The following is a 22,999-nucleotide window of genomic DNA, read 5'->3' on the forward strand; positions in this document are numbered from 1 at the left end:
AGGAGGGTGAGACGATATGTTTCGAAATGTGAAAGAATTAATTCAGCTGACAAAAGAAAAGAACGTGCCCATCTCTGAAATCATGATCACGCAAGAGATCGAGGTGTCAGGCCGGACACGGGAAGAAATATTCAAGCAGATGGAAGCCAACTTGGCCGTGATGGAAGATGCTGTTCAAAAAGGTATTGAAGGCGTCGTGTCGCACTCAGGATTGACGGGGGGAGACGCCGTTAAGCTTCAGGCCTACCTCAAATCGGGCAAAGGGCTGTCAGGGGATGTCGTCCTTGACGCTGTCAGCAAAGCGGTTGCGACAAATGAAGTCAACGCTGCGATGGGAACGATTTGCGCAACGCCGACGGCCGGATCGGCCGGCGTTGTCCCGGGGACGCTCTTTGCGGTAAAAGAGAAACTTCAGCCGACGAAAGAGCAGATGGTCCGCTTTTTATTTACATCGGGAGCGTTCGGATTCGTCGTTGCCAACAATGCGAGCATTTCGGGAGCCGCCGGAGGCTGTCAGGCTGAAGTCGGATCAGCCTCGGGCATGGCGGCTGCCGCCATCGTCGAAATGGCGGGCGGAACCCCTGAACAGTGCGCCGAAGCGATGGCGATCGCTTTAAAAAACGTACTCGGTCTAGTCTGCGATCCTGTCGCAGGGCTCGTTGAGGTCCCGTGTGTGAAGCGGAACGCGATGGGCGCAGCCAACGCAATGGTCGCGGCTGATATGGCGCTTGCCGGCATTACAAGCCGCATTCCATGCGATGAAGTGATCGATGCGATGTACAAAATCGGCCAGACGATGCCGACGGCACTGAGGGAAACAGGCCGGGGCGGTCTTGCCGCAACACCGACGGGCAAAGAATTGGAGAAAAAAATATTCGGAGGAGCGTCAGCTGCACGTGGAACACAATCTGCAACTTAGTATATCTGTTATAAAAGGCGTCGGGACGGAAACGGAAAAAACGTTAAACGAGCTTGGAATCTATACGGTTCTCGATCTTTTAAACTACTTCCCGTACCGATATGACGATTATGAATTGCGCGATTTGGAAGAAGTGGCACACGACGAACGAGTGACGGTGGAAGGGAAGGTTCACAGCGAGCCTTCTCTTGCCTATTACGGGAAAAAGCGGAGCCGCCTCACATTCCGGCTATTGGTCGGAAACTATTTGATCACAGCGGTTTGCTTTAACAGGCCTTATTTGAAAAAAAAGCTTGCGATCGGCTCGATTGTTACCGTAACCGGAAAATGGGACAAGCACAGACAATCCGTGATGGTGCAGGAGCTGAAAAACGGGCCGCACCAAGGTGACCAATCAATTGAACCCGTCTACTCTGTCAAAGAAAACATCACCGTAAAGACGATGAGGAAATTGATTCAAGAAGCCGTCCGCAGCCATTTGCCGTTCGCCGAAGATCCCCTTCCGGAAAAGCTTCGGACCGCCTATAAACTTCTGTCTTACCAGGAGGCGGTAAAGGCGATGCACAAGCCCGAGTCGAGGGAAGCTTTAAAACATGCCCGGCGCCGTTTTGTGTATGAGGAATTTTTATTGTTTCAGCTGAAAATGCAGGCTTTGCGGAAGTTCGAGCGGGAAGCGTCCGACGGAATCAGCCACACCTTTCAGCTGGAAGACGTCAATTCGTTTGTCAAAAGCCTTCCGTTTCCTTTGACAAACGCGCAGGCGAAAGCGCTCGACGACATATTAAGGGATATGGCTTCAGGGTATAAAATGAATCGGCTTTTGCAAGGAGACGTCGGTTCAGGCAAAACAGCCGTCGCCGCGATTGCGTTATACGCCTCGCTGCTTTCGGGATTCCAGGGGGCGATGATGGTGCCGACCGAAATACTGGCGGAACAGCACGCCGATTCGCTTGTATCTCTCTTTGAGCAACACGATGTCAATGTGGCGCTTTTAACAAGCTCTGTGAAAGGGAAAAGGAGAAGAGAGCTTTTAGAAAGATTAAAAGAAGGAGAAATAGATATTTTAGTGGGGACGCACGCCCTTATTCAAGACGATGTCCACTTTAAACAGCTCGGACTCGTGATCACCGATGAACAGCACCGCTTCGGCGTCGAGCAAAGAAAAAAACTGAGAAGCAAGGGGAAAGATCCCGATGTCTTGTTTATGACGGCGACGCCGATTCCGAGAACACTGGCGATCACGGTTTTCGGGGAAATGGATGTGTCCGTCATCGATGAAATGCCGGCTGGGCGAAAGCGGATTGAGACTTATTGGGTGAAGCACGACATGCTCGAACGGATTCTCGCGTTTATCGAAAAAGAACTTAAAAAAGGCAGACAGGCGTATGTGATTTGTCCCTTGATTGAAGAATCGGACAAGCTCGACGTTCAAAACGCGATCGATGTGCACAGCATGCTGACCCATGCCTTCAGAGGAAGATGGCAGATCGGTCTCATGCACGGAAAGCTGTCAAATGACGAAAAAGAACAGGTGATGAGGCAGTTCAGCAAAAACGAATGCCAGATTCTCGTTTCCACAACCGTCGTTGAAGTCGGGGTAAACGTTCCGAATGCGACGGTCATGCTGATCTATGATGCCGACCGGTTCGGTCTTTCCCAGCTGCACCAGCTTCGCGGCCGGGTCGGGCGGGGCGACCACCAGTCGTATTGCATCTTAATGGCAGACCCGAAATCAGAAACGGGCAAAGAGCGCATGAGCATCATGTCTGAGACGACGGACGGCTTTGAGCTTTCTGAAAAGGATCTTGAACTTAGAGGGCCCGGGGACTTCTTCGGCAAAAAACAGAGCGGGATGCCGGAGTTTAAAGTCGCCGACATGGTTCACGACTACCGCGCGCTGGAAACGGCAAGAAGAGACGCTTCAGAACTTGTCTCTTCAAAAGCGTTCTGGACGGATGCCGAATATGAAAACCTGCGGGAACACTTGAAAAACAGCGGGGTTATGGACGGAGAAAAGCTGAGCTGACCTGAAGTCCCGTGAAAATTTATCGTCGGCGGGTAAAGAAAGATTGCATTCCAATCTATGAAATTATATACTACTATTAGTACCTAGTCATAATTGCGCGGATGGTGTTTAAAAACATGAGAAAAAGTAAGAGGGAACGCCAAGAATTGCTGCAGCAGACGATTCGTACGACCCCGTTTATTACGGACGAGGAGTTAGCGGAGAAATTTAACGTCAGCATTCAGACGATTCGCTTGGACCGTTTGGAACTTTCCATACCTGAACTGAGAGAAAGAATCAAAAGTGTTGCCGAGAAATCTCTTGAAGATGAAGTCAAGTCTCTCCCGCTCGACGAGGTCATTGGCGAGATCATTGACTTGGAGCTGGATGAGCACGCGATTTCCATTCTTGAGATCAGAAGGGAGCATGTTTTCAGCCGAAATCAAATCGCCAGGGGGCACCATTTGTTTGCCCAGGCCAACTCGCTCGCCGTCGCCCTCATCGATGATGAGCTCGCATTGACAGCCAAAGCGGACATCCGCTTTACCAGGCAGGTCAAGCAAGGCGAACGGGTCGTTGCAAAAGCAAAAGTCGTGAAACTTGATAAAGATAAAGGCAGAACAGTTGTTGAAGTGAACAGCTATGTTGCCGAAGAGCCTGTGTTTTCAGGCGAATTTGTCATGTATCGTTCAAAACAATCATAGAAGGTGGCGCGTAAGTCATGAAAATTGCTGTAGATGCCATGGGAGGAGACAATGCTCCCAAAGCGGTTATTGAAGGCGTGATGAAAGCGGTCGAAGATTTTGAAGACCTCGAGATCACGCTGATCGGCGACCGGGAAAAAATAGCCGCCCATTTAACAGAACACGGGCGGATCACTGTTAAACATGCGGAAGAAGTCATCGAAGCGACAGACGAGCCTGTCAGAGCCGTCAGAAGAAAGAAGAATTCATCGATGGTTCTGATGGCTGGGGAAGTCGCTGAAGGCAGGGCGGATGCCTGCATTTCCGCAGGAAACACCGGAGCGCTTATGACGGCCGGGCTCTTTATTGTCGGCCGGATTGAAGGGATTGAAAGGCCTGCGTTGGCACCGACATTGCCGACCGTCTCCGGTGACGGCTTTCTCCTTCTTGATGTCGGAGCGAATGTGGACGCCAAGCCCGAACATCTCGTTCAATACGCCATTATGGGATCTGTTTACGGAGAACAGGTGCTGGGCGTTAAAAATCCGCGCATCGGACTTTTAAACGTCGGAACCGAAGACAAAAAAGGAAATGAGCTTGCCAAGCAGACCTTTCAAAAATTAAAGGAAACCGATCTGAACTTCATCGGCAATGTGGAAGCACGCGACATGCTGGACGGAGTCGCTGATGTCATCGTGACAGACGGCTTTACCGGTAACGTTGCCTTGAAAACAGTCGAGGGCGCGGCGCTGTCCATTTTTAAAATGCTGAGAACGACGCTGACTTCGAGCTTCACGGCGAAGCTCGCCGCTTCTGCGCTGAAGCCGAAGCTGAAAGAAATGAAAACAAAAATGGATTACTCTGAATACGGCGGAGCCGGATTGTTCGGCTTAAAGGCGCCCGTCATTAAAGCGCACGGATCATCTGACGGACGTGCTGTTTATCACGCGATCCGCCAGGCAAGAGAGATGGTCAGTCAAAATGTCGCGGCATTTATCGAAGAAAAAATTCAACAAAAAGCAGATGAATAGTCTGGAGGTTTTAACACATGGGCAAGATTGCTTTTCTATTCCCGGGCCAAGGTTCGCAGCATATCGGCATGGGACACGAATTGTATGAAAAAGAACCGAATGCGAAGAAGATTTTTGAAGAAGCGGATCAAACGCTTGAAACAAAACTGAGCACCCTCATGTTTGAAGGGGATGCAAAGGAACTGACGCTTACATACAACGCGCAGCCAAGCCTTTTAACGGCGAGCATCGCAGCGCTTGAAAAACTGAAGGAATACGGCATTAAAGCCGATTATGCGGCAGGGCACAGCCTCGGCGAATACAGTGCATTGGTAGCTGCCGGCGCCTTGTCGTTTAAAGATGCGGTTTATGCCGTCAGAAAGCGCGGCGAATTCATGAATGAAGCCGTGCCGGCAGGAGAAGGCGCGATGGCGGCAATTCTCGGCATGGACAGCGAGGCGCTGAAAGAAGTGACGGACAAAATTTCTGAAGAAGGAAATCTTGTTCAGCTTGCCAATTTGAACTGCCCCGGGCAAATCGTCATCTCGGGAACAGCTAAAGGCGTGGAGCTCGCTTCAGAGCTTGCCAAAGAAAAGGGCGCAAAACGCGCGATTCCTCTCGAAGTCAGCGGGCCGTTCCATTCTGAACTGATGAAGCCGGCAGCTGATAAGCTTCGTGAAGTTCTTGATGCGTGCACGATCAACGATGCAGCGATTCCGGTCGTCTCCAACGTAACGGCCGACTTTGTAACGGATAAAGACGACATTAAGAATAAACTGATTGAACAGCTGTATTCCCCTGTACGCTTTGAAGAAACAATCAGCCGCTTGATTGACGAAGGCGTCACAACGTTCATCGAAATCGGTCCCGGAAAGGTTTTGTCAGGGCTTGTGAAGAAAGTGAACCGCAGAGTCAAAACGATTGCTGTATCAGACCCGAACACAATTGAACTTGCCGTTCAAACGTTGAAGGAGGAAAACGAAAATGCTGGAGAATAAAACAGCCGTTGTTACAGGAGCCTCAAGAGGGATCGGCCGCGCGATCGCCCTGGACCTGGCGAAAAACGGAGCAAATGTCGTCGTTAACTACGCGGGAAATGAAGCGAAAGCGAACGAAGTTGTAGACGAAATCAAAGCGCTCGGCCGCGATGCGTTTGCTTTTAAAGCAGACGTTTCCAATGCGGATGAAGTTCAGGCGATGATGAAAGAAGCGGTCGGACGCTTCGGCACGCTTGACATCCTTGTCAACAATGCGGGAATTACAAAAGATAATCTGTTCATGAGAATGAAAGAAGATGAATGGGACGACGTCATTAACATAAACTTAAAAGGTGTGTTCAATTGTTCTAAAGCTGTGACAAGACAGATGATGAAACAAAGAAGCGGCCGAATCATCAATATCACCTCGGTTGTAGGCGTCGTCGGTAACGCCGGGCAGGCCAACTATGTCGCGGCTAAATCAGGCGTGATCGGCTTGACGAAAACGCTGGCGAAAGAGCTGGCGTCAAGAAACATCACCGTTAATGCGATCGCTCCGGGATTTATTTCAACGGAAATGACGGACAAGCTGACAAAAGACATTCAAGATGAAATGCTGAAGCAGATTCCGCTTGCACGGTTCGGCGATCCGTCTGACATCAGCAGCGCCGTTGTTTTCCTCGCATCTGACCATGCGAGCTACATGACCGGCCAGACGCTGAACATCAACGGCGGAATGGCTATGGTTTAAACGAAATCAAAAATTGAATTATCTCTGGTTTTTTAAAAACGAATCAACTATAATACTTGAGGGGAGGTGAATAGCTATGGCAGACGCATTAGAGCGTGTAACAAAAATCATCGTAGACCGCCTCGGCGTGGATGAAGCTGACGTCACTCTTGAAGCTTCTTTTAAAGAGGATTTAGGCGCTGATTCCCTGGATGTAGTTGAGCTTGTCATGGAACTTGAAGACGAGTTTGATATGGAGATTTCTGACGAAGATGCTGAAAAGATTGCAACAGTCGGTGACGCTGTGAACTACATAAATAGTAAGCAGTAAGCTCATTTAAAGTCCCGTTTAAAGACGGGGCTTTATCCCTTTATAAATGCGGCTTTAATTTTAATGTTTTGCCCAATGATACACGAACCTGCCTTTTCATAGGAGGTGAGGTGAACTCGATGTGCCCATATGGAGGTTGCTATGTCAAAACATTCACATTTCAGAGACAAAAAAATGTTTCAAAAGAAAGCGGAGCAGTTTAAAAAGTTTCAAGAACGGATTTCGGTTCAATTTCAAAACGAGAAGCTTTTATATCAAGCGTTTACACATTCATCTTATGTGAATGAGCATCGAAAGAAGCCATATGAAGATAATGAGAGGCTTGAATTTTTAGGAGACGCCGTTTTGGAACTGACGATTTCTCAATTTTTATACGCCAAATACCCGGCGATGAGCGAGGGTGATTTGACGAAATTGAGAGCGGCGATCGTATGCGAGCCTTCTTTGGTTTCCCTGGCCCACGAGCTTTCTTTCGGAGAGCTTGTTCTATTGGGAAAAGGAGAGGAAATGACTGGAGGAAGAAAGCGTCCGGCGCTTTTAGCCGATGTGTTTGAAGCTTTTATCGGTGCGCTCTATCTGGATCAGGGGCTCGAAGCTGTCGTGGCCTTTCTGAAAGCGTACGTTTTCCCTAAAATCGACGATGGTGCTTTTTCTCATGTGATGGATTTTAAAAGCCAGCTGCAGGAATTTGTACAGCGCGACGGACGAGGCATTCTGGAGTATAAAATCCTTCAGGAAAAAGGACCGGCGCACAACCGCGAATTTGAAGCAAACGTATCGCTAAAAGGAGAAGTACTTGGGGTGGGAAGCGGCCGTTCCAAAAAAGAAGCAGAACAGCATGCCGCTCAAGAAGCGCTTGCGAAGCTGCAAAAACACCATATGAAACAATAAATCCCCCTTGCAAAACTCAGGGGGATTTCAATGTATTTTGAGCCTTTTCCATAGGGTTATGATAGAATTGTAATACTTTAATACATAAGGAGGATCACCATGTTCCTCAAACGTTTAGACGTGATAGGATTTAAATCGTTTGCAGAACGAATTTCTGTAGATTTTGTAAAAGGCGTGACAGCCGTCGTCGGCCCGAACGGCAGCGGAAAAAGCAACATCACTGACGCGATCCGCTGGGTGCTCGGTGAACAGTCCGCCAAATCGCTCAGGGGCGGCAAAATGGAAGATATCATTTTTGCCGGCAGCGACTCGCGGAAAAAGCTGAATCTTGCCGAAGTGACGCTGACGCTTGACAATGACGACCGCTTTTTGCCGATCGATTTTCACGAAGTCAGTGTGACGAGAAGGGTCTACAGATCGGGAGAAAGCGAATTTCTCATCAACAACCAGCCGTGCCGCCTGAAAGACATCATCGATCTTTTTATGGATTCAGGGCTTGGAAAAGAAGCATTTTCCATCATCAGCCAAGGCAAAGTCGAAGAGATTTTAAGCAGCAAGGCTGAAGAGCGAAGAAGCATCTTTGAAGAAGCGGCCGGCGTATTAAAATACAAAACAAGAAAGAAAAAAGCCGAAAACAAGCTGTTTGAGACACAGGACAATTTGAACCGGGTCGAAGACATTCTCCACGAACTCGAGGGACAGGTGGAGCCGCTGAAAGTGCAGGCATCGATCGCCAAAGACTACCTTGAAAAAAAGGCTGAGCTTGAAAAAATCGAAATCGCGTTAACGGCGCATGATATCGAAGAGCTTCACGGAAAATGGGAATCCCTTCAGCAAAAAGTCGAAAAGGCGAAAGATGAAGAAATGTCATCTTCTGCGGCCATCCAGGCAAAAGAAGCCAAAATCGAAGAGGCAAGAGATAAAATTCAAGCGCTCGACGAATCGGTCGATGAGCTTCAGCAAGTGCTGCTTTTGACAAGCGAGGAACTGGAGAAGCTTGAAGGCCGGAAAGAAGTGCTGAAGGAACGCAAAAAAAACGCGACGCAAAACAGAGCCCAGCTTGAAGAAGCGATCGTCCACCGCAGTGAAAAAGAGCGCAGCCTGAAAGAGAAAATCGCCGCGCAGAAGCTTGTGTTTGAAAAGCTCGAGACCGAAACAAAAGAGCTTGCCCGCCAGGTGAAAGAAAAGAATCAGGCTCTCTCCGGATACAGCGAAAATGTAGAAGAAGAAATCGAACAGTTGAAAAGCGATTACTTCGAGCTGTTGAACGAACAGGCTTCCGTCCGAAACGAGCTTCAATTTCTTGAAGACCAAATGTCCCAATCTGCGGCACAGCAAAAACGGCTCGCCCAAAACAATGAAAAATATTTAAGCGAGCGGAAGGAAATCGCCGACCGAAAGATGAAAACCGAACAAGAATTCAGCCTCGTGGACGAGCGCCTTCACAGCCAGATTCAAGCATTCAGGGACGCGCAAAAAAGCTACGAACAGAAAAAAAGCCAGTACGAAAAAAAGGAATCCGCCCTTTACCAGGCTTATCAATACGTTCAGCAGGCGCGCTCTAAAAAGGAAATGCTTGAAGCGATGCAGGAGGACTTCTCAGGGTTTTATCAAGGCGTCAAAGAAGTATTAAAGGCCAAGAGCGAGCTTCCGGGAATTCGCGGCGCGATTGCGGAGCTGTTAAAGACGGACGAGCGGTATGAAACAGCGATCGAAATTGCGCTCGGTGCAACAGCCCAGCATGTTGTCACAGAAGATGAAGATGCCGCAAGACGGGCGATTCAATATTTGAAAAAGCATTCGTTCGGAAGGGCGACCTTTCTCCCGCTTTCCGTCATCAAAGAGCGCCGCATCCAGTCGAGAGACATCGAGGCGGCGAAAGAAAACCCGTCGTTCATCGGCATCGCCAGCGAGCTTGTTTCGTTTGATCCGGCCTACCGGACCGTCGTGCAAAACCTGCTCGGCACCGTACTGATCACCGAGCATTTAAAAGGCGCCAACGACCTTGCTAAGCGGCTCGGCCACAGGTACCGGATCGTCACCCTTGAAGGGGATGTCGTCAATCCGGGCGGTTCAATGACGGGAGGAGCTGTTAAGAAAAAAAGCAGCTCGCTTCTGGGACGCAACAGGGAACTGGAAGCCCAGACAAAACGCCTCGCAGAAATGGAAGAGAAAACCGAATTGCTCGAAAAAGAAGTGAAAACCCTGAAGCTGACGATTCAGGAGCTTGATGCCAAACTTCAGTCACTCCGCGAGGACGGAGAACGCATAAGAACCGAGCAGCAGGAAATCAAAGGTCGTCTGTACGAACTCGAAATCGCCGAGAAAAACGTCAACAGCCATTTGGAACTCTACGACCAGGAAAAATCGGCTCTGCTCGAAGGAGACGAAGACAAGAAGAGGCGTAAAAAAGAGCTTGAAGAAAAGCTCACATCGATCGCCGGCGAGCTGAAGCGCCTCGATTCCGAAATCGAAGCCATGACGGAGCGGAAACAGACGCAGACCTCGACGAAAGAAGCGCTGCAAAGCGAGCTGACCGATTTGAAAGTCGTGCTGGCGAAAACCGAACAGTCGTGTGCAAATGAACGGGAAAAGCTAGCAAGGCTTGAAGAAGAGTATGCCGAGAATGCGGAAGCGCTCAAGGTGGCCGAAGAGGATCTTTCTTTCTTGACGACAGAGATGACCTCCAATACTTCCGGTGAGGAAAAACTTGAAGAAGCTGCGAAAAAGAAGCTGAACGACAAAAATAAAACCGCAGAGCTTATCGCTTCAAGAAGAGAGCAGCGGATGAAACTGCAAAAAGGCCTTGAAACCGAAGAGCTGGAACTGAAAGAAATGAAGCGTCAGTATAAGCAGATGGCCGGTCTCTTAAAAGACGAAGAAGTCAAGCTCGGCCGCATGGAAGTCGAACTCGACAACCTGCTCTCTTTCCTGCGAGAAGAGTACGGTCTTTCATTTGAAGGGGCAAGGGAAAAATATCCGTTGGAGCTTTCCCCTGAAGAAGCGAGGAAGCGCGTCAAGCTGATCAAGCTTGCGATCGAAGAGCTGGGAACGGTGAACCTCGGCAGCATTGAGGAATTCGAAAGGGTCAATGAACGCTACCTCTTCCTCTCGGAGCAGAAAGACGACCTGCTCGAAGCGAAAAATACGCTCTTTAAGGTTATCGAGGAAATGGATGAGGAAATGACGAAGCGTTTTGCGGAAACATTTGCGCAGATCAGTTCCCATTTCGAAGACGTCTTCCGGGCGCTGTTCGGCGGCGGAAGAGCCGAGCTCAAGCTGACAGATCCGAATGACCTGCTCCAATCGGGCGTCGATATTATCGCTCAGCCTCCGGGCAAAAAACTGCAGAACCTGAGCCTGCTTTCCGGCGGGGAACGGGCCTTGACGGCTATCGCGCTCCTGTTTTCGATCCTCAAAGTCAGACCGGTTCCGTTCTGCGTGCTGGATGAAGTCGAGGCGGCGCTTGACGAAGCGAACGTGTTCCGCTTTGCCCAATACTTGAAAAAATACAGCCATGAAACCCAGTTTATCGTCATCACCCACCGGAAAGGAACCATGGAAGAAGCCGATGTTCTTTACGGCGTGACGATGCAGGAATCAGGCGTTTCCAAGCTGGTCTCAGTCAAGCTTGAAGAAACAAAAGAATTAGTTCAATAAAGCGAGGTTACAGGACATGAGCTTTTTTAAAAAACTGAAAGAAAAAATCACACAGCAGACCGATTCGGTCTCAGGCAAATTTAAAGAAGGCCTGGCGAAAACGAGAAATACGTTTCAGGAGCGGGTCAATGAGCTTGTCTCCCGCTACCGGAAAGTGGACGAGGATTTTTTTGAAGAGCTTGAAGAGGTTCTGATCAGCGCTGATGTCGGCGTTGCAACGGTGATGGAGCTGATTGACGAACTGAAGAGCGAGGTCAAACGAAGAAATATTCAGGACCCGAAAGAGGTTCAGTCCGTCATTTCTGAAAAGCTCGTCGAAATCTATGAAGGCGGGGAGCAGGAAGCAGCAGAGCTCCGCGTCGAAGACGGCCGCTTAAACATCATTTTATTCGTCGGCGTCAACGGCGTCGGCAAAACGACGACGATCGGCAAGCTCGCCCATCAATTCATCAAAGAAGGCAAAAATGTTGTCCTTGCTGCCGGAGATACATTCAGGGCCGGCGCGATCGACCAGCTTGAAGTGTGGGGAGAGCGCGTCGGCGCGCATGTCGTCAAACAGGCGGAAGGTTCGGATCCTGCGGCCGTTATCTATGACGCTGTTCAAGCCGCGAAAGCCCGCGGCGCCGATGTTCTGCTTTGCGACACGGCAGGCCGCCTGCAAAATAAAGTGAACTTAATGAAAGAACTCGAAAAGGTAAAGCGCGTGATTCAGCGCGAAGTGCCTGATGCGCCTCATGAAGTGCTGCTCGTACTGGATGCGACGACAGGGCAGAACGCGATGACACAGGCGCGCGAATTTTCCAAAGCGACTGATGTCTCTGGCATCGTGCTGACGAAGCTCGACGGAACGGCAAAAGGCGGCATCGTCCTCGCCATCCGCCACGAGCTGCAGATTCCGGTCAAGTTTGTCGGACTGGGAGAAAAAATGGATGACCTGCAGCCGTTTGAAGCAGAGTCATATGTATACGGCCTGTTTTCCGATCTGATCGAGAAAGAAGAATAGGCGCGGAAAACCCCTTCGCCGGGGTTTTCTTTTTCGCCGTCATGTATGACAAGATAAAAACTTGACAGATCAAATATTTCAGCGTAAACTAGTGTATCGTAAAGGGATTTGACTTAACAAAGGGGAGAGTCTCATGACGCTTGAAAAAACAACGAGAATGAATTACTTATTCGATTTCTATCAGTCGTTGTTGACATCAAAACAAAAAAGCTACATGTCGCTTTACTACTTAGACGATTTCTCCCTTGGCGAAATAGCTGAAGAATATCATGTCTCAAGGCAGGCGGTCTATGACAATATCAAACGGACGGAAGCCATGCTTGAGCAATATGAAGAAAAACTACTTTTGTTTAAAAAATTTCAAGAGCGCAAAAAGATTTTTGAAGAGCTGAGAAAGCTGACTGACGGTCAGCCCGAGGCGGAATCCCTGATCGATGCGCTTGAGAAATTAGATTAGGAGGCGGCACTTAATATGGCATTCGAAGGATTAGCCGACCGACTGCAACAAACGATCTCAAAAATCCGCGGAAAAGGAAAAGTAACGGAGCAAGACGTCAAAGACATGATGCGCGAAGTCCGTTTAGCGCTCCTTGAAGCGGACGTCAATTTTAAAGTCGTGAAAGATTTTGTGAAAAAGGTAAGCGAACGAGCTGTCGGACAAGACGTTATGAAAAGCCTGACGCCCGGACAGCAGGTCATTAAAGTGGTAAAAGAAGAGCTGACGGAGCTGATGGGCGGCGAGGAAAGCAAGATTGCCGCTGCAAAGCGTCCGCCGACCGTCATCATGATGGTCGGTCTGCAAGGGGCCGGTAAAACGACGTCGACCGGAAAGCTTGCCAACCTGCTTCGCAAAAAACATAACCGCAATCCGCTGCTCGTGGCAGCAGACATCTACCGCCCGGCGGCGATCAAACAGCTGGAAACGCTCGGCAAGCAGCTCGATATGCCGGTATTTTCACTTGGTGACAAGGTCAGTCCGGTGGAGATTACCAAGCAGGCCATCGAAAAGGCGAAAGAAGATCATCACGACTACGTTCTCATCGATACGGCGGGACGCCTTCACATTGATGAAGAACTGATGGATGAGCTTGAGCAGGTAAAAGAAACAGCTCAGCCGGAAGAGATTTTCCTTGTCGTTGACTCCATGACGGGTCAAGACGCGGTCAATGTTGCCAAAAGCTTCAACGAACAGCTCGGTGTGACGGGTGTCATCTTGACGAAGCTTGACGGTGATACAAGAGGCGGGGCGGCCTTGTCAATCCGCGCCGTGACAAACACGCCGATCAAATTCGCCGGAATGGGCGAAAAGCTTGATGCGCTGGAGCCGTTTCATCCCGAACGGATGGCTTCGCGGATTCTCGGAATGGGCGATGTGCTCACCCTTATCGAGAAAGCCCAAGCCAACGTAGACGAAGAAAAGGCGAAAGAACTCGAGCAAAAAATGAAAAATATGAGCTTTACGCTCGACGACTTTTTGGAACAGCTCGGACAGGTCCGCAATATGGGACCGCTTGAAGACCTGATTCAAATGATGCCCGGCGCAGGCAAAATGAAAGGCTTAAAAAACGTTAAGGTTGATGAAAAACAGCTCAGCCATATCGAAGCCATCATCAAGTCGATGACCGGGAAGGAAAAAGAGCAGCCTGAGATCATCAATGCAAGCAGGCGCAAACGGATTGCAAAAGGAAGCGGGACATCCGTTCAGGAAGTTAACCGTCTTTTAAAGCAATTTGAAGAAATGAAAAAAATGATGAAACAGATGACAAACATGACAAAAGGCAAGAAAAAAGGGTTTAAACTGCCCTTCATGTAAACCTGTTTTCAGATGATAAAAACGTTGTTAAGAAAAAACACTTTACAAACACTTTTATCATTGTTAATATACTATCTTGTTGAAATATTTTCGGAGGTGCTAGTAAAATGGCAGTAAAAATTCGTTTAAAACGTATGGGAGCTAAAAAATCTCCTTTCTATCGTATTGTTGTAGCAGATTCTCGTTCACCGCGTGACGGCCGTTTCATCGAAACAGTCGGAACTTACAACCCGGTTGCAAAACCAGCGGAAGTCAAAATCGACGAAGAGCTTGCGCTTAAATGGCTTCAAACAGGAGCTAAACCGTCTGACACGGTTCGCAACCTGTTCTCTAAAGAAGGCATTATGGAAAAATTCCACAACGCTAAACAAAGCAAATAATGAGTGATCTGCACTTGGAAGAGCTGATTGTATCACTGGTCAAACCGCTTGTGGATCACCCGGATGATGTTCAGGTTTTCAAAGAGGAAAATCCAGAGCGGACGATGTTCCGCCTGTCTGTCAACAGAGAGGATACCGGCAAGATCATCGGCAAAAAAGGGCGCACTGCAAGAGCGATACGCTCTGTCGTATTTGCGGCAGGCGCACAGTCTTCTAAGAAAGTTCAACTTGAGATCGCAGACTAAGGGGAGAGGGTGAAAACCTCCCCCTTTTTTAACATGAAAGAAAAATAGAAACAGATGAACGATTCCGATTGTCAGCTTATGCCAGGCTGCCGGATTTCAGGGAAAGGAAAAATCACGGGACAGTAGGTGATGATGCCATGCAAATTATCCAACGTGTTACCGTCATGCAGGTTTTGACTGAAAACAGCAAAAAAAAGCTGCTGGCTTCTTTTGAAGAAAGAAAGGAAATTCTTGAGCGCGAATGCAACCAGCTCTATTTCCAGCTCAGGAAACACGAAAAGGAACACCACAATCCGGCAGCGACTGAGTCATTTAAAAAAGAAATTGAAAAACGCCAGGACAAGATTAAAATGATCGTTTTTCAAATCAATCAAATCCACACACTGCCGCTTGGCAGCGAAGTAAAGGAAAAAGAAATTGACGCTTTAATGGACATTGAAGTCGGGGATAATTGGCATGATATGACGGCGGGAAAAACAATCGTGATTAAAGACGGGATCGTCATTGAAATTCGTCCGAGGTGAAGAAATGCTGAAACAATGGTTTAATGTAGGGAAAATTGTTAATACTCATGGGGTAAAAGGCGAAGTCCGCGTCATTTCAAGAACCGACTTTCCTGAGGAACGGTACAAGCCCGGAAACACGCTCTACTTGTTCCTGGAAGGAAAAGACGAGCCTGTCCAGGTGACCGTCAGCGCCCACAGGCTTCACAAACAGTTCCACCTTTTGCAGTTTAAAGAGGTTGAAACGCTTACCGAAGCCGAAAAATTAAAAAATGCCTTGATTAAAGTTCCCGAAGACCAATTAAGCCAGTTGGCGGAAGACGAATACTACTTTCATGAAATCATCGGCAGCGATGTTTTCTCGGAAGACGGGGATTTAATCGGCAAGGTCAAAGAGATTTTAACGCCGGGCGCCAACGATGTCTGGGTCGTGGCAAGACCGGGAATGAAAGACGCGCTCATCCCTTATATTGACGCCGTTGTCAAAGAGATTAACGTGGCGGATAAAACGATCAAGATTCATATCATGGAAGGGTTACTTGACGAATGAAAATCGATTTTTTAACGCTTTTTCCGGAAATGTTTGAAGGCGTGCTCGGCTCGTCGATCCTGCAAAAAGCCCAGGACAAGGACGCTGTCCGTTTTCGCGTGGTGAACTTTCGGGCCTTTTCCGACAACAAACATCAAACTGTTGACGATTATCCATACGGCGGCGGAGCTGGAATGGTGCTGAAACCGCAGCCCGTCTTTGACGCGGTCGAAAAGCTGACGGCTGAAGCCGAAGGGTCTCCGAGAATCATCCTCGTCTGCCCCCAGGGGGAACGCTATACCCAACACAAGGCGGAAGAACTGGCGCAGGAAGAACATTTAATGTTCATTTGCGGGCATTATGAAGGGTATGATGAACGGATCAGGGAGCACCTGTCTACAGACGAGATTTCGATCGGAGATTTCGTTTTGACAGGGGGAGAGCTTCCGGCGATGATGATCGCAGACAGCGTTGTGCGGCTTTTGCCGGGCGTGCTCGGCAAAGAAGAATCGCACCTTGAAGATTCTTTCAGCACGGGGCTTCTTGAACATCCCCATTACACGCGGCCGGCAGATTATAAAGGCCTGAAGGTGCCGGACGTTCTGACATCCGGGAACCATGCGAAAATCAAAGAATGGCGGCGGAAGGAGTCTCTCAGGCGCACTTTTTTAAGGCGTCCCGACCTTCTGGAAAACTATCCTTTATCTGAAGAAGAGCGAAAATGGATTTCTGAATGGAAAAACCGGTAGATTCTATTGCACCCGGGAAAAAGGTGTGGTATGATACTACTTGTGACTTGAACGGGAACGCTCGTTTAAGTTTGAAAACGATGTTCCGCTGTGCCGGTTAACTCGCGCAAGAGCATCTGTTGGAAGGAGTTGAAGACGATGCAAAAATTGATTGAAGAAATCACAAAAGAACAATTGCGCACTGATTTGCCTGCGTTCCGTCCTGGTGATACTTTACGTGTACACGTTAAAGTTGTCGAGGGTAACCGTGAGCGTATCCAGGTTTTTGAAGGTGTCGTGATTAAGCGTCGTGGTGGCGGGATCAGCGAAACTTTCACAGTTCGTAAGATTTCTTACGGTGTCGGAGTTGAGCGTACATTCCCATTGCACACACCGAAAATCGCGAAAATCGAAGTTGTCCGTCATGGTAAAGTACGCCGTGCGAAACTTTATTACCTGCGCGAACTTCGTGGAAAAGCGGCTCGTATTAAAGAAATCAGACGATAATGATAACGAACGAAAAGAGCTTGTTAACCATAACAAGCTCTTTTTTTGTCAAACAAGTATAAATGCACCGCACCATTAAAAGAATAGCAATAACAGAAAGTAGGTGTCAGACAAATGGTGATCCAATGGTTCCCCGGGCATATGGCCAAAGCGAGGCGGGAAGTAACGGAGAAACTCAAGCTGATCGACATTGTATACGAACTGGTCGACGCCAGAATTCCGATGTCTTCAAGAAACCCGATGATCGAAGAGATTTTAAAGAACAAGCCGAGAATCATGCTGCTCAACAAGGCGGATAAAGCGGACTCCTCCGTGACAAAGGCTTGGAAGCAGCACTTTGAAAAAGACGGAATTCCTTCCCTCGCCATCAACTCGGTCAACGGACAGGGGCTCAATCAAATTCTTCCTGCATCAAAAGAGCTGCTGAAAGAAAAGTTTGATAAAATGAAAGCAAAAGGTGTAAAGCCGCGCGCGATCAGAGCATTGATCGTCGGCATTCCAAACGTCGGCAAATCGACTTTAATCAACCGGCTTGCGAAAAAAAACATCGCCAAAACGGGCGACAGACCCGGGATAACGACTGCGCAGCAGTGGGTGAAGGTCGGAAAAGAGCTCGAGCTTCTCGATACACCGGGGATTTTATGGCCGAAGTTTGAGGACGAGCTTGTCGGGCTGAGGCTTGCGGCAACAGGCGCAATTAAAGATTCGATTATCAACTTGCAGGATGTCGCCGTCTACGGCTTGCGCTTTTTGGAAGAGAATTACCCTGAGCGCTTAAAAAAGCGCTATGATCTGGAGGAGATTCCTGAAGAGATTGCAACGCTTTTTGATGAGATCGGAAAAAAACGCGGCTGTCTCATGGCCGGAGGCGAGATCAATTACGACAAGACGACAGAAGTCATCATCCGCGATATCCGCACCGAAAAGTTCGGTCCGCTTTCTTTTGAAAAGCCGGAGGATATGTAAAAAGGCGCGCTTTTAAAAGAGCGGGCCTTTATTTTTGCAGGAGATGCGCCGATAAGAACATTAGGGGAGAAGAGAAAGTGAAAACATTAACCGTCAAAGAAATTAAAGAACATCTTCAATCGGTGAGTGATGAAAAGGACCCTTTTATAGAGCAGTGCAAAAACGATGAGCGGAAAAGCGTCCAAGCGCTCGTTGACGCCTGGCTGAAGAAGAATGAAAGGCTTTCGGCCATGCGGGAAGAGTGGCAGGTGATGACGTCTTTTGAACGGTCGCTGAGAGCGCGGGGCTATCAATATATCGCCGGAATCGACGAGGCGGGCAGAGGGCCTCTCGCAGGGCCGGTTGTTGCCGCCGCTGTCATCCTCAAAGAAGACTGTGAAATATTAGGGCTGACAGATTCGAAAAAACTGTCAAAGCAAAAAAGAGAAGACTATTATTCATACATAATGGAAGAAGCCGCAGCAGTCGGCGTCGGGATCGCGGACGCCCATGAGATCGATGAGCTGAATATTTATGAAGCCTCGAAAGCGGCGATGCTGAAAGCGATCCAAGCGCTGGACGTCGCACCGGATTATCTTCTTATCGACGCCATGTCGCTTGCAGTCGATACAGAGCAGTCATCGATCATTAAAGGGGATGCCAAAAGCGCCTCGATAGCAGCAGGCGCATGCATCGCAAAAGTGACGAGGGACAGGCTGATGGATGAATACGCTGAAAAGTATCCTCTCTACGGGTTTGAAAAGCATAAAGGCTACGGAACAAAGGAGCATCTGAATGCCCTTGCCAAATACGGCCCGTCGCCGATACACCGAAGATCGTTCGCCCCTGTTAAAGCACATGAATAACGTTCCGGAGGAAGAATGACTTTGATGATGCTGAACGATGTACATAACAGCTTAAGAAAACAATTTGAACAAGCGGATTCTCTCCAGCGGATCAGCGGAACGGAGACGGATCAGAAAAGGCTGATGCTCGGCAAGGTGCTCCGCTTTATCAGCGAGCAGTTTGCCGAAATACAAATCGGCAATACGAAATGGCAGGGGAAGCTAGAGGCACCCCTGAAAGCGGGCGCTCACTACTGGTTTTCGTATGAAAAGAAGCCGGATGAAGCGACAGGTCGCCTTCAGGTCGTTGAAGCGTTTGATAAAAACCCGAAGACAGTGCAGGATGCCGCCTTTAAGCTGTTGAACGGGCTTTCTCTGAAGCGGACGAAGGAAGCTGTCTTTCTGGTCGGTGCGTTGCTGAAGGAGCAGCAGCCGATCAGGGAGAACGATTTAAGAGCCGCCATCAAGTGGCTTGAAAATCTGCCGAAGTCTGATGCCCAGAAAGGCGCCGATGCGGTCATGTTCGCTCTTAAACGCGAACTTCCAGTCCATCCCGGCGTGCTCGATTCGATTTTGGCCGTCAAAAACCCCGTTCCGCTCAACGAGCAGATTGCCAAAACGTTTGAGATGATCACGAACGCCGCTCAGCCATCCGCAGGCATGGAAAAGCTGAAACAGGCGCTTTTGCCTGTTTTACAAGCGGAGACCGAGGTGCATGCCGAAAGGTTGATTCAAAAGCTTGCGGAACACGTCAGATCGCTGGAAAAAGGAGAACTGCAGGCTGTTCAGCCATTAAAGCCGCAGGTTCAGTCAGAAGGCGGAAAACCTCTGCAAAAAGCAGACGCTGACGCCCAAGGACAAGAAGCAAAAGCCGTTCAGCAGAAACCGCAAATCGCAGAAATCGCGGCAGCTAAAGACCTGTTCGCTAAATTGGCAGCACAAGCCGAAACGAACGGGACGCAGATTGCAAGAGAAGCGGCGGGCGTCATCAGAGCGCTTGATTCGCAGGGATCTTTCGGACAAGCTCCGGCCATTCTGGAAGGATTCACGCCAAAAGAGACGGAACTATTGCAGCATATCATGAAAGAAACAGCGCCTGCATTGACGAATAAAGCCGATGTATTATCCGTCCTCCTCAAGATCAAAGACGTTTTAGGCGTCAGAGATGAACTCTCATTGTTGAGAGCGATGGAAAACGGCGCCGTTCTCAAAGAGCAGGGCCTTCAATCTTTAAAGCTCGTGCTGAATGAAATGAGGCATGCTTCAGATCTTCCGGCTCCTGTAAAACAGGAAGCGGACCAGATCTTTCACCGTTTAAACGGACAGCTGTTTTTGCAGAATGACCAGCCTGCCCAAAGCCAGCTTTTTCTGTCGTACCCTCTGTTTTCAAAGAACGGCGTCCAGGATTTGACCGTTTTCTTAAAAGGGCAGAAAAAAGACGACGGAAAAATCGACCCTTCCCAGTGCCGTCTCATGTTTTATCTTCAATTGGAGGCCTTGGAAGAGACGGTGATCGATTGTTTGATCCAGCAAAACGTCATGACGGTTACGATTGAAACTGGGTTCGATTTGGAGCCTTTGATTGAACCGTTGGTCCCGGCTTTAAAGGAAAACCTGAAAGAACTGGGCTACAGCTTGTCAGGTGTCACAGCAAAAAAACGGGAAAACATGAAGCTTGCTCCTTTTTTGGACGCCCGTTTTGAACAAATTACAGAGAGCGCAGTGGATGTGAAAATATGAAGGAAGAATCTGTTCCATTAAGAAGAGCTGTTGCGCTTCACTACGATGAAATGAAAGATAAGGCGCCGAAGGTAGTTGCCAAAGGATCGGGATACACGGCGGAGAAGATCATTGAAGAGGCGCAAAAAGCCGGTGTACCGATTCAGGAAGATGCGACGCTTGTCGAATTAATGCGCCACTTGGAGCTTGACGATCACATTCCTGAAGCGCTCTACGAAATCGTCGCCGAAATCTTTTCATTCGTCTATACGCTTGATGAAAAAATGAAAAAGAGGGAATGACTTTTGAAAAAAAGCCGTTTCCTCTATTAATTTTATATTTTTAATAAAATAAAAGTGTGAATGTTTAGAAGGATTTTACGATTTCTCATCGAAACCTAGACAATCGATCTATGATTATATAAAATGAAAGCGCAGTCTATTTTTATTTTTGCTACATAAGTTAGGAGGATGGGAAATGAATATCCATGAGTACCAAGGGAAAGAAGTACTCAGAAAATACGGAGTGGCTGTTCCGGAAGGTAAAGTGGCATTTACAGCAGATGAAGCGGTCAAAGCAGCGGAAGCGCTGTCCAGCTCGGTTTATGTCGTGAAAGCTCAAATTCACGCCGGCGGACGCGGTAAAGCTGGCGGGGTTAAAATTGCAAAATCAAAAGAAGAAGTCAAAGCCTATGCGGAAGAATTGTTAGGGAAGACGCTTGTCACTCACCAGACAGGTCCCGACGGCCAACAAATAAAACGCTTACTTATTGAAGAAGGCTGCGATATCAAAAAAGAATACTATGTCGGTCTAGTTCTCGACAGGGCGACTTCACGCATCGTGCTGATGGCTTCTGAAGAAGGCGGCACGGAAATTGAAGAAGTCGCTGAAAAAACACCGGAAAAAATCGTCAAAGAAGTGATCGATCCGGCTGTCGGACTGCAGAGTTACCAGGCGAGAAAAATCGCCTTCGCTATCAATATCCCGAAAGAGCTTGTCGGCCAAGCCGTTAAGTTTATGATGGGACTGTACAAGGCGTTTACTGAAAAAGACTGTTCCATTGCTGAAATCAATCCGCTCGTCGTCACAGGGGACGGAAAAGTCATGGCCCTTGACGCCAAGCTGAACTTTGACAGCAATGCGCTATACAGACAAAAAGACATCTTGGAGTACAGAGATCTCGATGAAGAAGATCCGAAGGAAATCGAAGCCTCCAAGTATGATTTAAGCTATATTTCGCTCGATGGAAACATCGGCTGCATGGTCAACGGAGCGGGGCTTGCGATGTCGACCATGGACATTATCAAGCACTACGGAGGGGAACCGGCCAACTTCCTTGACGTTGGAGGCGGCGCGACAGCTGAGAAGGTAACGGAAGCGTTCAAGATCATTTTGTCTGATCAAAATGTCAAAGGGATCTTTGTCAATATTTTCGGCGGCATCATGAAATGCGACATCATTGCAGAAGGCGTTGTTGAAGCGACGAAACAGGTCGGTCTGACATTGCCGCTTGTCGTTCGCCTTGAAGGCACCAATGTCGATCTCGGCAAGAAGATCCTCGATGATTCAGGACTCAATATTACGTCTGCGGAATCAATGGCTGACGGCGCGCAGAAAATCGTATCCTTAGTGAAGTAAGAAAGGCAGGGGACCAAAATGAGTGTATTTATTAATAAAGACACAAAAGTCATTGTTCAGGGGATAACGGGTTCAACCGCTTTGTTTCACACAAAGCAGATGCTTGAATACGGAACGAAAATTGTCGGCGGAGTCACACCGGGCAAAGGCGGAACAGAGGTCGAAGGGGTGCCTGTGTTCAACACGGTCGAAGAGGCTGTAAAGCAGACCGGGGCAAATGCGTCTGTCATTTACGTTCCTGCGGCTTTTGCGGCCGATGCGATTATGGAAGCGACAGATGCTGAGCTTGATCTTGTCATCTGTATCACTGAGCACATTCCGGTGCTGGATATGGTAAAAGTGAAAAGGTATATGGAAGGCAAGAAAACAAGGCTCATCGGTCCGAACTGTCCGGGAGTCATTACGCCTGAGGAATGCAAAATCGGGATCATGCCCGGATATATCCATAAAAAAGGCCATGTCGGCGTTGTGTCACGTTCAGGAACCCTTACATATGAAGCGGTTCATCAGCTTTCCGAAGCAGGAGTCGGCCAGTCGACTGCAGTGGGCATCGGCGGAGACCCTGTCAACGGCACAAACTTCATCGATGTGCTGAAGGCTTTTAATGAAGATCCTGATACACATGCGGTGATCATGATCGGCGAAATCGGCGGAACAGCTGAAGAGGAAGCGGCTGAATGGGTGAAAGCCAACATGACCAAACCTGTCGTCGGTTTCATCGGAGGAAAAACAGCGCCTCCAGGCAAGCGCATGGGGCATGCCGGCGCCATCATTTCCGGAGGAAAAGGCACGGCGGACGAAAAGATCAAAACGATGAATGCCTGCGGAATCGAAGTGGCTGAAACGCCTTCTGTCATGGGAGAAACATTGATTAAAGTGCTGAAGGAAAAAGGCCTTTACGAAACGTGTAAAACACACTGATGTTAACATGAGCGGGA

The 22,999-nt window shown here is 48.6% G+C and carries 24 protein-coding genes; all 24 read left to right on the forward strand.

Going from position 1 to position 22,999, the window contains the following annotated elements; genetic code table 11:
* The first annotated feature begins 16 nt into the window (after positions 1-16).
* The 24 genes from sdaAA (at position 17) to sucD (ending at position 22,982) form a co-directional block, all read left to right on the forward strand.
* Positions 17-919 (forward strand): L-serine ammonia-lyase, iron-sulfur-dependent, subunit alpha, encoded by a 903-nt coding sequence (gene sdaAA / locus MKX80_RS08865; RefSeq protein WP_154997709.1) that lies wholly within the window; start codon positions 17-19, stop codon positions 917-919.
* The gene (gene recG, locus MKX80_RS08870; protein ID WP_268343120.1) at positions 897-2,945 is read left to right on the forward strand and encodes an ATP-dependent DNA helicase RecG; all 2,049 of its coding nucleotides are present in this window, start codon (positions 897-899) and stop codon (positions 2,943-2,945) included. Before sdaAA ends, recG begins: the two co-directional genes overlap by 23 nt.
* Positions 2,946-3,061: 116 nt before the next feature.
* The gene (gene fapR / locus MKX80_RS08875; RefSeq protein ID WP_003181698.1) at positions 3,062-3,628 is read left to right on the forward strand and encodes a transcription factor FapR; all 567 of its coding nucleotides are present in this window, start codon (positions 3,062-3,064) and stop codon (positions 3,626-3,628) included.
* A 17-nt stretch (positions 3,629-3,645) separates the two neighbouring features.
* Positions 3,646-4,638: a phosphate acyltransferase PlsX gene (gene plsX / locus MKX80_RS08880; RefSeq protein WP_003181700.1), complete on the forward strand. Its 993-nt coding sequence runs from the start codon at positions 3,646-3,648 to the stop codon at positions 4,636-4,638.
* Positions 4,639-4,655: 17 nt separating this feature from the next.
* Positions 4,656-5,615, forward strand: a complete 960-nt coding sequence (fabD, locus tag MKX80_RS08885; RefSeq protein WP_176275650.1) for an ACP S-malonyltransferase — start codon at positions 4,656-4,658, stop codon at positions 5,613-5,615.
* The gene (gene fabG / locus MKX80_RS08890; protein WP_023857217.1) at positions 5,602-6,345 is read left to right on the forward strand and encodes a 3-oxoacyl-[acyl-carrier-protein] reductase; all 744 of its coding nucleotides are present in this window, start codon (positions 5,602-5,604) and stop codon (positions 6,343-6,345) included. The genes fabD and fabG overlap by 14 nt, the downstream gene beginning before the upstream one ends.
* A 76-nt stretch (positions 6,346-6,421) precedes the next feature.
* Positions 6,422-6,655: an acyl carrier protein gene (acpP, locus tag MKX80_RS08895; protein ID WP_003181706.1), complete on the forward strand. Its 234-nt coding sequence runs from the start codon at positions 6,422-6,424 to the stop codon at positions 6,653-6,655.
* 141 nt (positions 6,656-6,796) lie between these two features.
* Entirely contained in the window at positions 6,797-7,546 is a 750-nt protein-coding gene (rnc, locus tag MKX80_RS08900) for a ribonuclease III (RefSeq protein ID WP_075752863.1), read from the forward strand.
* A 99-nt stretch (positions 7,547-7,645) separates the two neighbouring features.
* The gene (smc, locus tag MKX80_RS08905) at positions 7,646-11,206 is read left to right on the forward strand and encodes a chromosome segregation protein SMC (RefSeq protein WP_216928927.1); all 3,561 of its coding nucleotides are present in this window, start codon (positions 7,646-7,648) and stop codon (positions 11,204-11,206) included.
* Between the two features lie 16 nt (positions 11,207-11,222).
* Positions 11,223-12,209: a signal recognition particle-docking protein FtsY gene (ftsY, locus tag MKX80_RS08910; protein ID WP_065644117.1), complete on the forward strand. Its 987-nt coding sequence runs from the start codon at positions 11,223-11,225 to the stop codon at positions 12,207-12,209.
* A 133-nt stretch (positions 12,210-12,342) separates the two neighbouring features.
* Complete coding sequence (locus MKX80_RS08915) at positions 12,343-12,666, forward strand: putative DNA-binding protein (protein WP_043925936.1); 324 nt, start codon at positions 12,343-12,345, stop codon at positions 12,664-12,666.
* Positions 12,667-12,681: 15 nt separating this feature from the next.
* The gene (gene ffh, locus MKX80_RS08920; protein ID WP_182070693.1) at positions 12,682-14,022 is read left to right on the forward strand and encodes a signal recognition particle protein; all 1,341 of its coding nucleotides are present in this window, start codon (positions 12,682-12,684) and stop codon (positions 14,020-14,022) included.
* Positions 14,023-14,129: 107 nt separating this feature from the next.
* A complete protein-coding gene (rpsP, locus tag MKX80_RS08925; protein ID WP_006638197.1) occupies positions 14,130-14,402 on the forward strand; it encodes a 30S ribosomal protein S16 in 273 nt (90 codons plus the stop codon).
* On the forward strand, positions 14,402-14,647 hold the full coding sequence (locus MKX80_RS08930) for a KH domain-containing protein (protein ID WP_043925934.1): 246 nt from the start codon (positions 14,402-14,404) through the stop codon (positions 14,645-14,647). Before rpsP ends, MKX80_RS08930 begins: the two co-directional genes overlap by 1 nt.
* Positions 14,648-14,784: 137 nt before the next feature.
* On the forward strand, positions 14,785-15,171 hold the full coding sequence (locus tag MKX80_RS08935) for a YlqD family protein (RefSeq protein WP_003181722.1): 387 nt from the start codon (positions 14,785-14,787) through the stop codon (positions 15,169-15,171).
* A gap of 4 nt (positions 15,172-15,175) precedes the next feature.
* Positions 15,176-15,700 carry a ribosome maturation factor RimM gene (rimM, locus tag MKX80_RS08940; protein WP_154999507.1) on the forward strand — a complete coding sequence of 175 codons (525 nt, stop codon included), beginning with the start codon at positions 15,176-15,178 and terminating at the stop codon, positions 15,698-15,700.
* Positions 15,697-16,428, forward strand: a complete 732-nt coding sequence (gene trmD / locus MKX80_RS08945) for a tRNA (guanosine(37)-N1)-methyltransferase TrmD (RefSeq protein WP_154999506.1) — start codon at positions 15,697-15,699, stop codon at positions 16,426-16,428. Before rimM ends, trmD begins: the two co-directional genes overlap by 4 nt.
* Positions 16,429-16,566: 138 nt before the next feature.
* Positions 16,567-16,914, forward strand: coding sequence for a 50S ribosomal protein L19 (gene rplS, locus MKX80_RS08950; protein WP_003181728.1), 348 nt, complete (start codon positions 16,567-16,569; stop codon positions 16,912-16,914).
* 114 nt (positions 16,915-17,028) lie between these two features.
* Positions 17,029-17,880 carry a ribosome biogenesis GTPase YlqF gene (ylqF, locus tag MKX80_RS08955; protein ID WP_154999505.1) on the forward strand — a complete coding sequence of 284 codons (852 nt, stop codon included), beginning with the start codon at positions 17,029-17,031 and terminating at the stop codon, positions 17,878-17,880.
* Positions 17,881-17,957: 77 nt separating this feature from the next.
* Positions 17,958-18,725: a ribonuclease HII gene (locus tag MKX80_RS08960; protein ID WP_268332839.1), complete on the forward strand. Its 768-nt coding sequence runs from the start codon at positions 17,958-17,960 to the stop codon at positions 18,723-18,725.
* A gap of 24 nt (positions 18,726-18,749) precedes the next feature.
* A complete protein-coding gene (locus MKX80_RS08965; RefSeq protein ID WP_268336392.1) occupies positions 18,750-20,444 on the forward strand; it encodes a hypothetical protein in 1,695 nt (564 codons plus the stop codon).
* Complete coding sequence (locus MKX80_RS08970; protein ID WP_025811381.1) at positions 20,441-20,725, forward strand: FlhB-like flagellar biosynthesis protein; 285 nt, start codon at positions 20,441-20,443, stop codon at positions 20,723-20,725. The genes MKX80_RS08965 and MKX80_RS08970 overlap by 4 nt, the downstream gene beginning before the upstream one ends.
* A 175-nt stretch (positions 20,726-20,900) precedes the next feature.
* Positions 20,901-22,061: an ADP-forming succinate--CoA ligase subunit beta gene (gene sucC, locus MKX80_RS08975; protein ID WP_154999504.1), complete on the forward strand. Its 1,161-nt coding sequence runs from the start codon at positions 20,901-20,903 to the stop codon at positions 22,059-22,061.
* Positions 22,062-22,079: 18 nt separating this feature from the next.
* Entirely contained in the window at positions 22,080-22,982 is a 903-nt protein-coding gene (gene sucD, locus MKX80_RS08980) for a succinate--CoA ligase subunit alpha (RefSeq protein ID WP_009328521.1), read from the forward strand.
* Positions 22,983-22,999 lie beyond the last annotated feature (17 nt).

Origin of the sequence: Bacillus sp. FSL K6-0972 (genome assembly GCF_037976035.1) — a bacterium.
GTDB classification, from domain to species: Bacteria; Bacillota; Bacilli; order Bacillales; family Bacillaceae; genus Bacillus; species Bacillus haynesii.

What these genes read in the sequence shown, in the direction of transcription:
- sucD (WP_009328521.1), top strand. Translation starts at nt 22,080, where the DNA reads ATGAGTGTATTTATTAATAAAGACACAAAAGTCATTGTTCAGGGGATA.
- ftsY (WP_065644117.1), top strand. Translation starts at nt 11,223, where the DNA reads ATGAGCTTTTTTAAAAAACTGAAAGAAAAAATCACACAGCAGACCGAT.
- fapR (WP_003181698.1), top strand. Translation starts at nt 3,062, where the DNA reads ATGAGAAAAAGTAAGAGGGAACGCCAAGAATTGCTGCAGCAGACGATT.
- MKX80_RS08915 (WP_043925936.1), top strand. Translation starts at nt 12,343, where the DNA reads ATGACGCTTGAAAAAACAACGAGAATGAATTACTTATTCGATTTCTAT.
- ffh (WP_182070693.1), top strand. Translation starts at nt 12,682, where the DNA reads ATGGCATTCGAAGGATTAGCCGACCGACTGCAACAAACGATCTCAAAA.
- plsX (WP_003181700.1), top strand. Translation starts at nt 3,646, where the DNA reads ATGAAAATTGCTGTAGATGCCATGGGAGGAGACAATGCTCCCAAAGCG.
- sdaAA (WP_154997709.1), top strand. Translation starts at nt 17, where the DNA reads ATGTTTCGAAATGTGAAAGAATTAATTCAGCTGACAAAAGAAAAGAAC.
- rplS (WP_003181728.1), top strand. Translation starts at nt 16,567, where the DNA reads ATGCAAAAATTGATTGAAGAAATCACAAAAGAACAATTGCGCACTGAT.
- ylqF (WP_154999505.1), top strand. Translation starts at nt 17,029, where the DNA reads ATGGTGATCCAATGGTTCCCCGGGCATATGGCCAAAGCGAGGCGGGAA.
- sucC (WP_154999504.1), top strand. Translation starts at nt 20,901, where the DNA reads ATGAATATCCATGAGTACCAAGGGAAAGAAGTACTCAGAAAATACGGA.
- rimM (WP_154999507.1), top strand. Translation starts at nt 15,176, where the DNA reads ATGCTGAAACAATGGTTTAATGTAGGGAAAATTGTTAATACTCATGGG.
- trmD (WP_154999506.1), top strand. Translation starts at nt 15,697, where the DNA reads ATGAAAATCGATTTTTTAACGCTTTTTCCGGAAATGTTTGAAGGCGTG.
- MKX80_RS08970 (WP_025811381.1), top strand. Translation starts at nt 20,441, where the DNA reads ATGAAGGAAGAATCTGTTCCATTAAGAAGAGCTGTTGCGCTTCACTAC.
- acpP (WP_003181706.1), top strand. Translation starts at nt 6,422, where the DNA reads ATGGCAGACGCATTAGAGCGTGTAACAAAAATCATCGTAGACCGCCTC.
- fabD (WP_176275650.1), top strand. Translation starts at nt 4,656, where the DNA reads ATGGGCAAGATTGCTTTTCTATTCCCGGGCCAAGGTTCGCAGCATATC.
- MKX80_RS08930 (WP_043925934.1), top strand. Translation starts at nt 14,402, where the DNA reads ATGAGTGATCTGCACTTGGAAGAGCTGATTGTATCACTGGTCAAACCG.
- MKX80_RS08965 (WP_268336392.1), top strand. Translation starts at nt 18,750, where the DNA reads ATGATGCTGAACGATGTACATAACAGCTTAAGAAAACAATTTGAACAA.
- rpsP (WP_006638197.1), top strand. Translation starts at nt 14,130, where the DNA reads ATGGCAGTAAAAATTCGTTTAAAACGTATGGGAGCTAAAAAATCTCCT.
- smc (WP_216928927.1), top strand. Translation starts at nt 7,646, where the DNA reads ATGTTCCTCAAACGTTTAGACGTGATAGGATTTAAATCGTTTGCAGAA.
- fabG (WP_023857217.1), top strand. Translation starts at nt 5,602, where the DNA reads ATGCTGGAGAATAAAACAGCCGTTGTTACAGGAGCCTCAAGAGGGATC.
- MKX80_RS08935 (WP_003181722.1), top strand. Translation starts at nt 14,785, where the DNA reads ATGCAAATTATCCAACGTGTTACCGTCATGCAGGTTTTGACTGAAAAC.
- rnc (WP_075752863.1), top strand. Translation starts at nt 6,797, where the DNA reads ATGTCAAAACATTCACATTTCAGAGACAAAAAAATGTTTCAAAAGAAA.